Origin of the sequence: Erwinia sp. S38 (genome assembly GCF_016624545.1) — a bacterium.
Lineage (GTDB): Bacteria > Pseudomonadota > Gammaproteobacteria > Enterobacterales > Enterobacteriaceae > Erwinia > Erwinia coffeiphila.
Window position 1 is genome coordinate 28,683 of the sequence record NZ_JACVTS010000018.1, and the last position, 11,655, is coordinate 40,337.

Consider the following 11,655-nt stretch of genomic DNA (forward strand, 5'->3'; position numbering starts at 1 on the left):
AGCTGCTTCTTTTCGTTTTTGCCACCCGGCTCTCATTGCTGGCAGCCAGTTCAAGGTGATTGCGCCACAGCTGTTGCACTTTCTAAGACCTGTAACAGTTATTCCGCTGTTAATTAACACACCGATAAAAAATGCGTCACGGAGAACCTGCCATGAACCCAGTTCAGCAACAAATGTATATCAACGGTCAGTTTGTCGAGAATCGTTCCGACCGCTGGATAGATGTGATCAACCCGGCCACCGAGGTGCTGCTGTCGCGCATTCCCGAAGGTAGCGTTGAGGATGCGCAGCGGGCGATCGATGCCGCAGCGCTGGCTCAGCCGGGCTGGGAGGCGCTGCCGGCCATTGAACGCGGAAACTGGCTGCGTAAAATCGCCGCAGGCGTGCGCCTGCGCGCGGCAGAGCTGACCGCCACTATCGTTGCCGAAGGCGGAAAAACACAGGAACTGGCCGAAACCGAGGTGTTCTTTACCGCCGATTACCTCGACTATATGGCCGAGTGGGCGCGCCGCTACGAAGGTGAGATCGTGCAGAGCGATCGCCCGCAGGAAAATATTCTGGTCTTCAAAAAAGCCATTGGCGTCACCACCGGGATACTGCCGTGGAACTTCCCGTTCTTCCTGATTGCCCGCAAGGCCGCTCCGGCGCTGCTGAGCGGCAATACTATTGTGATCAAGCCCAGCGAACTGACGCCGAATAACGCCATTATCTTCGCCGAAATCGTTAATGAAATCGGCCTGCCCGCCGGGGTGTTTAACCTCGTGACCGGCTACGGCCCGGTAATCGGCCAGGAGCTGGCGGCCAACCCAAAAGTGGGTCTGGTCAGCCTGACCGGCAGCGTGAACGCCGGGATCGCCACGATGAAAGCCGCGGCGCATAACGTCACCAAGGTGTCGTTAGAGCTGGGCGGTAAAGCCCCGGCTATCGTGATGAACGATGCGGATTTAGACCTGGCGGTGAAGGCTATCGTTGCCTCACGCATGATCAACACCGGACAGGTGTGCAACTGCGCTGAGCGGCTCTACGTGCAGGATGGGGTTTACGATGAAGTGGTTAAGCGCCTGACCGCCGCATTTGAGCAGGTTAAATTTGGCGATCCCGCCACGCAAAAAGGGCTGGATATGGGCCCGCTGATCACCGCCGCAGCCCTACAGCGTGTGGAGCAGAAAGTCGCCGATGCGGTGGCGGCAGGCGCAACGGTGGTCACCGGCGGCAAACGCGCAGGCAGCAGCGGCTTCTTCTTTGAACCCACCCTGCTGACCAACGTTAACCAACAGATGAACATTATGCAGGAAGAGACGTTCGGCCCGGTGCTGCCGGTGATGAAATTCAGCACCTTCGAGGAAGCCATCGCGCTGGCTAACGACAGCGAGTACGGTCTGACTTCGTCGATCTTCACGCAAAACCTGAATACCGCCATGCAGGCACTGAAGCAGCTGAAGTTTGGCGAAACCTACATTAACCGGGAGAACTTCGAAGCGATGCAGGGCTTCCACGCAGGCTGGCGTAAATCCGGCATTGGCGGTGCCGACGGCCGCCACGGCCTGGAAGAGTATCTGCAAACCCACGTTGCCTATCTGCAATATCAGTAACTGATTTGACCCGGCGGCATCTTCACACGCGAGATGCCGCCTCTCTGTGCATAACCCCTTCATGCCCATACGTTCAGTGAGCAGCGCAATATTGCCATCTTGATATTAACGGCGCATCACTGTGTTATTTCCACGTCGTTATGTTCCTGCCGCATATCGTTATCAGATCAACTCGCTAAGCCGCCTTCATGCATTTTGATATGTTTTTCTGACAGCGCTTATCACTTCGGGGAATAACATGAATAAAGCACTTCTTAGCGGCCTGATTAGCGGTCTGGTGATTGCCACCACCGTTTCGGCTAACGCCGCGGAAAAACTGCCGGAAACGGTGAATATCGGCTATCAGAAAGCCAACATCTTCGCTCTGCTGAAATATCGCGGCACGCTGGATGAACAGTTTAAAAAACAGGGGATCGCGGTGAAGTGGGTTGAATTCCCTGCCGGTCCGCAGATGCTGGAAGGCCTGAACGTTGGCAGTATCGATCTGGCCGCCACGGGCGATGCGCCGCCTACCTTTGCCCAGGCCGCGAAAGCCGATCTGGTGTACCTCGGACACTCCCCGGCGAACCCGAAAACGGAAGCGATTGTCGTTCCCGAGAATTCCCCGGTGAAATCGGTTGCCGATCTGAAAGGCAAGCGCGTGGCACTGAATAAAGGCTCGGACGTCAACTATCTGCTGGTTCGTGCGCTCGAAGATGCCGGGCTGAGCTATAAAGATATCACCCCGGTTTATCTGCCACCGGCGGATGCCCGCGCCGCCTTCCAGCGCGGTGCGGTGGATGCCTGGGTGATCTGGGACCCGTTCCTCTCTGAGGTGGAAACCAACGCCAAAGCGCGGCTGGTGAGAAACGCCGAAGGACTGGTGCCGCACTACACCTTCTATCTTGCCAGCCGCAAGTTTGCCGATACCTGGCCGCAAACCGCTAAGCAGGTCGTAGATGAGTTAGGCGCGCTCAGCCAGTGGGCGAACGGTCATCCGCAGGAAGCGGCGAAGATCCTCTCAACCTCTACCGGACTGCCGGAACCCATCTGGCAGCGGGCGCTGGCGAGAATGCCGTACGGGGCAGAACGCATGGCCCCGCAGGTATTTGCTGAACAGCAGGCGCTGGCTGATAAATTTACCCAGATCGGCCTGCTGCCGGTGAAAGTGGACGTCAGCAGCGCAACCTGGTCGCTGGATAAGTAATTTTTATTGCCGGTTACCAGCGACTTTGCCGGGCAGCAATGCCCGGTCAAGGCGCTGACGGCCCGTTCAGGCGCTGGCCTTGCTGTCTCCGGCGGGCAATATCGATCTCCACCGCCAGCTTAATTTCGTCCTTCTGCGATTCTATCTCGCTGATGTCCTGCTCCATGCTTTCAAGCTGCGCTTCCAGCGCTTTGATTTTAAACGGATCGCGTTCATATTTCAGCATCACTTCCGGCTCGATCATTTTTATTTTGATATCCTGGATGCGCTTATTATGCGGTTCGGTTTTCTCGTTTATTATTCTGAGTTTTTCGTTATACCAGAGCAGACTTTCATTGACCTGCGCCAGGCCGGTGTTGGCCCCGGACAACACGTTGGCCACCGCCGTTGAAACCGGCCCAGGGGGGTTATTTCTTTTCGCCGACAGCTTCATCAACAGGCCGGAAAGCACAATGACCGGCACGGCGACATACGTTAAATAGACACCAACGTAGGTCACGGTAAGTAACGTCAGAACATAAAGAATCAACGTTGAGCAAAAAACATACTTCGAGAATGCGTGCATGCTGCTGACCAGAGTGGGTTGGCTGTATATCAGGTGCCTGAAATTTTGCTACAGGCCGGGTAGGTCGTCCAGCCGTTTCTCAGGCGTGAAGTGACCGATGAATTTGCCGGGCAGCAGTGCCCGGCAGGACAACGCAGATTACTGTCGGTTTATCATGAATTTGATGTTTTTTGTCATGCCTTTATACGGCTTGTTGGGTTCATATTTCCAGCCCGAAATGGCATTCAGCGCTTCCCGATTAAACACGCCATTAGCCGTATCAGACACCACCACCGGATTAATCACATTGCCGTTAGCGTCGACATCGTACGACAGCATGACATCGCCCGTAAGTCCTTGATGAAACGCAGCCGCTGGGTAAGCGGGCCGTTTTATCGCTATCGGTGATGGCACCTCTCCGCGACTATCATTGTTACCCTGCGTACAGGCGGTTAATAACGCGCAGAACAGCACTAGCGTAAATTTATGCATTAAATAGTCCCTTATCGTAAAACAATCAATAACCTGAGCAAGACAGGAAAACAGCATAACAGAAAAACACGCGATAACATGGCGTAGCTTGCTCACTGCGGAAGTTGATCCCCTTCAAACAATCACAAATTCCTATGCCTGGAATTCTGAATTTTGTTGCACAACCCGGCACCTTCTCTCACGATAGGTAGAACGTTCTACTAAAACGTTCTACTCACAATAATAGTGCACAATGTGCGCAGAATAATGGTCGGTAATCGGGGGAAATCGGGATGAGACTGTTATCAGGGGTTATTAAATCGCTATCAAAGCTGTCGATGATTGGCCGCGCGTTAATGCTGCCCATCTCACTGCTGCCTGCCGCCGGCCTGCTGCTGGCGTTCGGTGATAAGTTCCACCTGCCGCTGATGATGAACGCGGGCGGAGTGATCTTCGACAACCTGCCGCTGCTGTTTGCCATCGGTTCGGCGGTTGGCCTGGCGTCGGAATCGGGTATCGCTGCCCTTTCCGCCGCCGTATCGGTGTTTATTACCAACATTACTATCGGAACCGTGCTGTCCATTACGCCGGAAATGGCTTCACAGGGCGGAAAGTATGCAATGGTGGTTGGTATCCCCACCCTGCAAATGGGCGTATTCGGCGGGCTGATCTGCGGTATTCTCGCCGCCTGGTGCTATAACCGTTTCCATACGCTACAGCTGCCGGAATTCCTCGGTTTCTTCTCCGGGAAACGCTTTGTGGCGATTGCTACTGCGTTTATGTCATTTATTCTCGGCCTGCTGCTGCCCTATGTCTGGCAGCATATCCAGGCAGGTATCGATGCCCTGTCGGTGATCGTCAACGGTGATAATCAGGCGGCGTCGACCTTTATCTTTGGTCTGGTGGAACGCGCGCTGATCCCGCTTGGCCTGCACCATATCTGGTATCCGTCGTTCTGGTACTCGTTCGGCGACTACACCACGCAGGCCGGTCAGGTGATCCACGGCGACCAGACTATCTGGTTCAAAATGCTGGAAGAAGGCACCAAGTCATTCAGCAGCAGCACTTATCAAAATGCCGGTAAGTTTATGCAGGGCGAGTTCCCGCTGATGCTGTTTGCGCTGCCCGCGGCCTGCCTGGCGATGTATCACGAAGCGCACACTAAAAACAAAAAAATCGCCGCCGGTATTCTGTTCTCCGCCGCGCTGACCTGCTTCCTGACCGGCATTACCGAGCCGGTTGAGTTCACCTTTATTTTTGTTGCGCCGATTCTGTACGTCTTCAACGCCATCATGGCCGGTCTGGCCTATATGTGCATGTATCTGCTGCATGCGCATATCGCCAAGTCCTTCTCCGCCGGTCTGATCGACTACATCTCCTTTGGTATCCTGCCGTCGTTTAACGGCTATCAGACCAACTTCCTCAGCGCGGTGATGATTGGCGTGCCGATGGCGCTGATTTACTACTTCACCTTCCGCTTTGTCATCCGCCGCTTTGACGTGAAAACGCCCGGCCGCACGGAAGTCTCGGCGAATGCCAGCGATAAGAGCGATGACGAGCTGGTTAGCGAAATTATCGGCCTGCTGGGCGGAGCGAAAAATATCGATTCCGTCGGTTCCTGTATTACCCGTCTGCGTATCGAAGTGCTGAACGGCGATCGCGTGGATAAAGAAGGGCTGAACGGCGTAGGCGCACGCGGCGTGGTGTTTGTCGGCGACAAGGGCGTGCAGGTTATTTTCGGTGCTCGTGCGCAGTTTATCGCCCAGGCGATGTCGACAACGCTTGGCAAATAGCCCGGTGCTGTTAAGGTAGCTAAGCCTCCCGTATTCGTACGGGAGGCTTTACTGTTTCCGACTGATTATTCTGGTGTTTCAGGGAGCGCATTTGAAAAAGGTCAGCATTATTGATGTCGCTAAACTGGCGGGCGTTTCCGTTTCGACCGTGTCGCTGGTGCTGCGCCAGAAGGGAAAAATATCCGAGGCGACCATCGAACGCGTGCACTCGGCGATTAATGAGCTGGGCTACGTGCATAATGTCGCCGCCGCAAACCTGCGTTCCAATACCTCAAATCTGATTGGGCTGATCCTGCGCGATTTCAGCGACAGCTTTTCCATTAAGGTGATGGCCAGCATCGTCAAGGAGCTGGAACGCCAGGGCTTTATGGTGTTCCTCGGCCAGCCGCAGGATGACCAACAGCATCTGGAGCGCTGCCTGCTCTCTTTCAAACAGCAGGGCGTGGCGGGCGTGATCTATCTCGCCAGTGATGCCACGACCGACCGACTGCCGGAACAACTCTGCCAGTGCCCGCTGCCGCTGGTGGTGGTGTCGCAGGCGCTGCCGGAACAGCCTTGTAATCTGGTCATGCGCGATAACCGCCAGGCGGCCAGTCTTGCCACCCGCCACCTGATTGAGCGCGGGCACCGCAACATTGCCTATATCGGCGGAATGGAAAACGATCGGGTGCGCCACCAGCGTCTGCTGGGCATGCACGGCGCACTGAAGCAGAACGGGCTGGCGCTGCGAGATGAGTTCACCCCCGCCTGCCTGGAAAGCACCCATTCGGTCAGCGTGGCCACCCGTCAGCTGTTAGAGAAAAACAATACGATTACGGCACTGCTTTGCCATTCCCCGACGGCGATAATCGGTGCGATCGGCGGCATTCATCAGGTGGGGCGCACCGTTGGTAAGGACGTGTTCCTGACCCAGCAGGTGGCGCTGATCGGCTTTGAGGATATGCTGCACGTTAATCTTACCTCGCCGTCGTTTACCTATGTCTCCTCAGCCAGTGAGGAAACCGGTCGCCAGGCGGCGGGGCTGATGATGCGCAAACTGAAAGAGCCGGAGCTGCAAACCCAGCGGATCACCCTTTCCGGCCAGCTGGTGATCCAACAATCCGCCTGAAGCACTACCCGTCAGCTTTAGCGCAGATTTTTGTGCACCGATTCCTGCCCACAGGCTAACGGCAGGCCGCAACCATCGCCGTTAACCGTTGACTAACACGCAAAGGTTTATCCTAGCGCCCTTTCTTCTTGCGCCCCGGCTGAGTGAAACGCTTGCGCCCGGCGGCAGCGCCCGCTCCGGCACTTTTCTCACCCGGCTTAGCCCCCGGTTTCGCTCCGGCAGGTTTTTTCTGCGGGGAAGATTTCGGCGGTGACTTTTTAACCGAGGCGTCTTCCGAGCTGGAGTCTTCGATCAGTTTGAACAGGTCGATCAGCTCGTCATCGGTCAGATCGCGCCATTCGCCCGGCGGCACGCCCTTCAGGCTGACGTTCATGATGCGCGTACGTTCCAGCTTGGTCACTTCATAGCCGAAGTGCTCGGCCATACGGCGGATCTGGCGGTTAAGACCCTGAACCAGAATGATGCGGAAAACGAAGGTCGACTCCTTCTTCACCTTACATTTTTTGGTCACCGTGCCCAGCATCGGCACCCCGGCACCCAGCCCGCGAATAAACTCTTCGGTAACCGGCTTGTTAACGGTCACCAGGTACTCTTTCTCGTGGTTGTTACCGGCACGCAGGATCTTGTTGACCAGGTCGCCGTGGTTGGTCAGGAAGATCAGCCCCTGCGAGTCTTTATCCAGTCGGCCGATGGGGAAAATGCGCTTGCTGTGGTTAACGAAATCAACAATGTTGTCTTTCTCGCCGTCTTCGGTGGTACTGACGATACCCACCGGTTTATTCAGCGCAATCAGCACCAGATCTTCGGCATCGCGCGGTTCTATCAGCTGACCGTTAACTTTAACAACATCACCGTCCGACACCCGATCGCCCACCGTGGCGCGCTTGCCGTTGATAAAAACATTTCCCTGTTCGATATAGCGGTCGGCATCGCGGCGAGAGCAGATTCCGCTTTCGCTGATGTATTTATTAAGACGTGTCGTTGAGTTGGTCAGCATGTTACCCCCGTGCAAAAAAGCGGACTATACCTTACCGCCGGGCAAGCCTGGAGTAAAAAATGCAGATTTTGTTGAAAGCGCGGCATTCCGCCGCCGCGGAGCCGTTTTTCTGGCCTGGCGGCGGGGAATACCGTGCTGCAATATTGAATAAAAAGCAGGCTTACTGCCCCTGTTCCTCCGGCCCGGAGCAAGCAGCCAGCAGCTGGCGGGCAACGCTTTCGGCATGTTCGGCCACCTGCGGCAGGCCCATCAGCTCACCGAAGCGACCGCGCGCGGCGGGACCAGCCACGTAAAGGTGCAGATTCGGCGCACCAAAGCGATTAATGGTCTGCGAACGGCCGTTAACCTTAATGCCCAGCGCCAGCTCGTCCGGCTGGATCACACCGTCCAGCGCCAGCTGGTGCAGCAGCGCATCGCTTTGCAGCAGCCCGCCGTGCGCCGGTCCGGTGGTGACAATCAGGCGATCGACCTTCAGAGCGCGGACTTCACCTCTACGGGAACGTAAATCCAGCTGGATCGCGTTCCCTTCCGTCGTAATGGACTGCAAACGCGCGGCCAGCACCTGCAGCTGTCCACTGCTCTGCCACTGTTCCAGCACCGCATTGACCTGCGGAGCGATGCGGTAGCGGTGAACATCCCACCACGGGCGCAAATGTCGCAGGAAGCGACGCTGTTCGGAGAGCGACAGCTGCTGCCAGATGGCCTGACCGTTCTGGCGGATATCATCCAGCACCAGCTGCCACGGCAGCCCTTCTGCGGCGGCAAGCTTCACCTCACGACGAATGCGCCGCAGCCAGCCGAGTGCAGAATCCTGCTGCGGAACAGCGTAATCCAGCACTCTCGGCTCAAAGCTGCCGCTGAGATTAGAACGCGGCAGCAGGCCACGGCGTGAAAAGGCCACAATCGGCCCACGATGACCGTGACGGTGTAACGTTGCCACGGCATCGGCCATGGTGAGCCCGCTGCCAATAATCGCGATGGATTCATCAGGCGCGATATCCGCCAGCGCGTTGTTGCGCCACGGATCGGCAATCAGTCCCGGATGCCCTTCCAGCGCCAGCGCAATGGCGCGCGGCAGTGCGGGCGGCGGATGGCTGATTGCCAGCACCAGCTCATCCACCCGCAGTCGTTCACCGCTGGCGGTAATGACTTCACCGTTTTCCAGCGCCACGGCGCGGTCGCGCAGATGGCACAGAACCACCGGTGACTGCCTTTGCGCTTCGGCAAACAGCCCGGAGATATACGCAGCAAACTGCCCGCGCTGCGGATAAACCCGCCCGTCCTGCCAGCGTGCCGCCGGGTCAGCATCGTAAGCCGCCGAGGCACGGAACCAGCGGTCAAAGTCGCCCTGTTCCGCAGCGGTCAGCTGCATGCGGTCAGCGGGCACGTTAATGCGGTGCGCCGGATCGCGGCTGCCGTAGGCCACGCCCTGCGCCACGCCGTCGCGCGGTTCAATCACCGTGACCTTCAGCCCGGCATGGCCGCCGCGCGCCAGATGGATGGCCAGCGCGGTGCCGCTGAAACCGCCGCCGACGATCGCGATATGGCGATCAGCCATGCGCCAGTTCCCGCTCTTTCTGCCGCTCCAGCTCGCGCACCAGCGGAATAACCTCGCGACCAAAGAACTCCACCTCTTCCTGGAAGTGCAGGAAGCCCAGCAGCATCAGGCTCACTCCCGCGTCTTTCAGCGCGATAATGCGTTCGGCGATCTGCTGCGGCGTGCCGATCAGATTGGTTTTGAAACCGTCATTGTACTGCACCAGATCCTCCAGGGTGGATTTTGCCCAGTTGCCTTCACCTTCCGGCGAGGCGCTGCCGGCATTTTTCACTTCGTGCTGGAAGCCTTTGACCGCATCCGGGTTGGCGTGGTCGAGGATCTCCTGCAGCACCTGCTGTGCTTCCTGCTCGCTGTCGCGGGCGATAACAAAGCCGTTGACGCCGATTTTAACCTGGTGCTGATTATAGTCCGCCTTGCGCTGGATATCCTCCACCTGCTGACGGATGCCGTCCACGGTGTTGCCGTTGGTGAAGTACCAGTCCGACACGCGCGAAGCCATATCGCGAGCGGCACGGGAGCTGCCGCCCTGGAAAATTTCCGGGCGCGGCGACAGCGGCTTCGGCTTCAGCGAATATTCGCGGTAGCGGTAGAAATCGCCGGCAAAGGTAAAGCTCTCCTCCTGCCAGATCCCTTTCAGGCAGCGGATAAACTCTTCCGAACGCAGGTAGCGCTCTTCGTGATCCAGCCACGGCTCACCGATGGCTTTGAACTCGCCACGGAACCAGCCGCTGACGATGTTAACCGCAATGCGCGCGTTGCTCAGATGGCTGATGGTGGCGATCTGCTTGGCGGCCAGCGTCGGGTTCCACGGACCGGGCAGCAGCGCGGCAATCACCTTCAGTTTTTCCGTCGCCCCCAGCAGCCCCTGTGAAAAGCTGACCGACTCATGCTGGTTATCCGCGCCGTATCCGGCAGTAAAGCGGATCTGGGTCAGCGCGTAATCAAACCCGGCGCGTTCGGCAATCTGCGCCAGCTTGCGATTGTAGTCAAAGTCCCAGCTGGTTCGCTGCGGAATATTACTGATTACCAGGCCGCCGGACACGTTCGGTACCCAGTAGGCGAATTGAATAGGTTGTTGGCTCATTGTTGTTCTCCTCAGCTCACGCTGGTCTGTTTTTGTGGCCGGCGGTCGCCGCCAATCGTTTCACCAAATGGTCCGGTATTGACCGTTCCCTGACGTTTTTCACCGTTTGTCGCCAGCGGCAGCAGTGGCATAACCAGCTCGGCAAAACGGTGTGCTTCTTCAAGATGCGGATAGCCGGAGAAGATAAAATTGGTGATCCCCAGTGCCTGATATTCGCGGATACGCGCTGCAACCTGCTGCGGGTTCCCCACCAGTGCGGTGCCCGCCCCGCCGCGTACCAGACCAACGCCCGCCCACAGGTTCGGCGCAATGCGCAGGTCGTCGCGCGATCCGCTGTGCAGCGCGCTCATTCGCGCCTGGCCGGTCGAATCCATGCGGGCAAAGATTTTCTGCGCGCTGGCGATGGTGTCGTCATCCAGATGGGCAATCAGTTTGTCGGCCGCGGCCCAGGCCTCTTCTTCGGTTTCCCGCACGATAACGTGCAGGCGGATGCCGTAGTCGAGTTGACGACCGCGCTGCTCGGCGCGCTGACGCACCACGGCCAGCTTTTCAGCCACCTGCTCAAGCGGTTCGCCCCACGTCAGGTAGGTATCTACCTGATTCGCCGCCACGTCGATCGCTTCATCCGACGAGCCGCCGAAATAGAGCGGCGGGCCGTTTTCCTGCACCGGCGGGAAGAGGATTTCAGCGCCTTCCACGCGGATATGCGCGCCGTCGTAATCCACCTTTTCGCCTTTCAGCAGGCGGGAATAGACATCAAGAAATTCGCGGGTGACCTGATAGCGGTCGGCGTGGCTGAGGAAAATGCCGTCACCCCGGTTCTCGACCGGATCGCCCCCGGTGACCACGTTGATGAGCAGACGTCCTTCCGACAGGCGGTCAAGGGTTGCCGCCATGCGCGCAGCCAGGCTGGGTGGCTGTAATCCAGGACGAACCGCCACCAGATAGCGCAGGCGGCGAGTCATCGGTGCCAGCGCCGAGGCGACCAGCCAGGAATCCTCGCAGCTTTTGCCCGTGGGGATCAGCACGCCGTAATAGCCAAGATTGTCCGCCGCCAGCGCAACCTGCTGTAAATAGGGAAGATCGACTGCCCGCCCGCCTTCAGCGGTCCCCAGGTAACGCCCGTCACCGTGGGTGGGCAGAAACCAGAATACGTTGATGTTGTCCTGTACCGACTCGCTCATTTGCCATTTCCTATATAACTACATCTGAATTTATTCATTAGAAAGTTATGCTTTGGTTATAAAACACTAAGCAGGAAACATGCCAATTCTTTTTTGAGTTTTTATTGTTAAAAATCAGTATATTAAAAATTTTTCCGC

10 protein-coding genes are annotated in these 11,655 nt (G+C 57.3%); 4 read left to right on the forward strand and 6 right to left on the reverse strand.

The annotated features are described in order from the left end of the window. Window positions 1-152: 152 nt before the first annotated feature. Window positions 153-1,592, forward strand: a complete 1,440-nt coding sequence (gene aldA / locus IBT46_RS18905; RefSeq protein ID WP_200546908.1) for an aldehyde dehydrogenase — start codon at window positions 153-155, stop codon at window positions 1,590-1,592. Between the two features lie 238 nt (window positions 1,593-1,830). Beyond that, entirely contained in the window at window positions 1,831-2,778 is a 948-nt protein-coding gene (locus tag IBT46_RS18910; RefSeq protein ID WP_200546909.1) for a sulfonate ABC transporter substrate-binding protein, read from the forward strand. Window positions 2,779-2,824: 46 nt separating this feature from the next. Here IBT46_RS18910 and IBT46_RS18915 read toward each other — a convergent pair whose 3' ends face one another. Both IBT46_RS18915 and IBT46_RS18920 read right to left on the reverse strand, forming a co-directional pair. Continuing rightward, complete coding sequence (locus tag IBT46_RS18915; protein WP_200546910.1) at window positions 2,825-3,343, reverse strand: hypothetical protein; 519 nt, start codon at window positions 3,341-3,343, stop codon at window positions 2,825-2,827. Between the two features lie 138 nt (window positions 3,344-3,481). After that, a complete protein-coding gene (locus IBT46_RS18920) occupies window positions 3,482-3,814 on the reverse strand; it encodes a TonB family protein (protein ID WP_200546911.1) in 333 nt (110 codons plus the stop codon). Window positions 3,815-4,086: 272 nt separating this feature from the next. On the opposite strand from IBT46_RS18920, the gene IBT46_RS18925 reads away from it, so the two are divergent. After that, window positions 4,087-5,586, forward strand: a complete 1,500-nt coding sequence (locus IBT46_RS18925; protein ID WP_200546912.1) for a PTS transporter subunit EIIC — start codon at window positions 4,087-4,089, stop codon at window positions 5,584-5,586. Window positions 5,587-5,677: 91 nt separating this feature from the next. Beyond that, window positions 5,678-6,694: a Mal regulon transcriptional regulator MalI gene (malI, locus tag IBT46_RS18930; protein WP_200546913.1), complete on the forward strand. Its 1,017-nt coding sequence runs from the start codon at window positions 5,678-5,680 to the stop codon at window positions 6,692-6,694. Window positions 6,695-6,806: 112 nt separating this feature from the next. Here malI and rluF read toward each other — a convergent pair whose 3' ends face one another. The 4 genes from rluF to ssuD all read right to left on the reverse strand — a co-directional run bounded on the left by rluF (window position 6,807) and on the right by ssuD (window position 11,517). Next, complete coding sequence (gene rluF / locus IBT46_RS18935; RefSeq protein WP_200546914.1) at window positions 6,807-7,691, reverse strand: 23S rRNA pseudouridine(2604) synthase RluF; 885 nt, start codon at window positions 7,689-7,691, stop codon at window positions 6,807-6,809. A gap of 160 nt (window positions 7,692-7,851) precedes the next feature. Continuing rightward, on the reverse strand, window positions 7,852-9,249 hold the full coding sequence (locus tag IBT46_RS18940) for an FAD/NAD(P)-binding protein (RefSeq protein WP_200546915.1): 1,398 nt from the start codon (window positions 9,247-9,249) through the stop codon (window positions 7,852-7,854). Next, window positions 9,242-10,333, reverse strand: a complete 1,092-nt coding sequence (gene sfnG, locus IBT46_RS18945) for a dimethylsulfone monooxygenase SfnG (RefSeq protein ID WP_200546916.1) — start codon at window positions 10,331-10,333, stop codon at window positions 9,242-9,244. The genes IBT46_RS18940 and sfnG overlap by 8 nt, the downstream gene beginning before the upstream one ends. Before the next feature lie 11 nt (window positions 10,334-10,344). Then, window positions 10,345-11,517, reverse strand: a complete 1,173-nt coding sequence (gene ssuD, locus IBT46_RS18950) for an FMNH2-dependent alkanesulfonate monooxygenase (RefSeq protein ID WP_200546917.1) — start codon at window positions 11,515-11,517, stop codon at window positions 10,345-10,347. Window positions 11,518-11,655: the final 138 nt, after the last annotated feature.

What these genes read in the sequence shown, in the direction of transcription:
- aldA (WP_200546908.1), top strand. Translation starts at nt 153, where the DNA reads ATGAACCCAGTTCAGCAACAAATGTATATCAACGGTCAGTTTGTCGAG.
- IBT46_RS18910 (WP_200546909.1), top strand. Translation starts at nt 1,831, where the DNA reads ATGAATAAAGCACTTCTTAGCGGCCTGATTAGCGGTCTGGTGATTGCC.
- IBT46_RS18915 (WP_200546910.1), bottom strand. Translation starts at nt 3,343, where the DNA reads ATGCACGCATTCTCGAAGTATGTTTTTTGCTCAACGTTGATTCTTTAT.
- IBT46_RS18920 (WP_200546911.1), bottom strand. Translation starts at nt 3,814, where the DNA reads ATGCATAAATTTACGCTAGTGCTGTTCTGCGCGTTATTAACCGCCTGT.
- IBT46_RS18925 (WP_200546912.1), top strand. Translation starts at nt 4,087, where the DNA reads ATGAGACTGTTATCAGGGGTTATTAAATCGCTATCAAAGCTGTCGATG.
- rluF (WP_200546914.1), bottom strand. Translation starts at nt 7,691, where the DNA reads ATGCTGACCAACTCAACGACACGTCTTAATAAATACATCAGCGAAAGC.
- IBT46_RS18940 (WP_200546915.1), bottom strand. Translation starts at nt 9,249, where the DNA reads ATGGCTGATCGCCATATCGCGATCGTCGGCGGCGGTTTCAGCGGCACC.
- sfnG (WP_200546916.1), bottom strand. Translation starts at nt 10,333, where the DNA reads ATGAGCCAACAACCTATTCAATTCGCCTACTGGGTACCGAACGTGTCC.
- ssuD (WP_200546917.1), bottom strand. Translation starts at nt 11,517, where the DNA reads ATGAGCGAGTCGGTACAGGACAACATCAACGTATTCTGGTTTCTGCCC.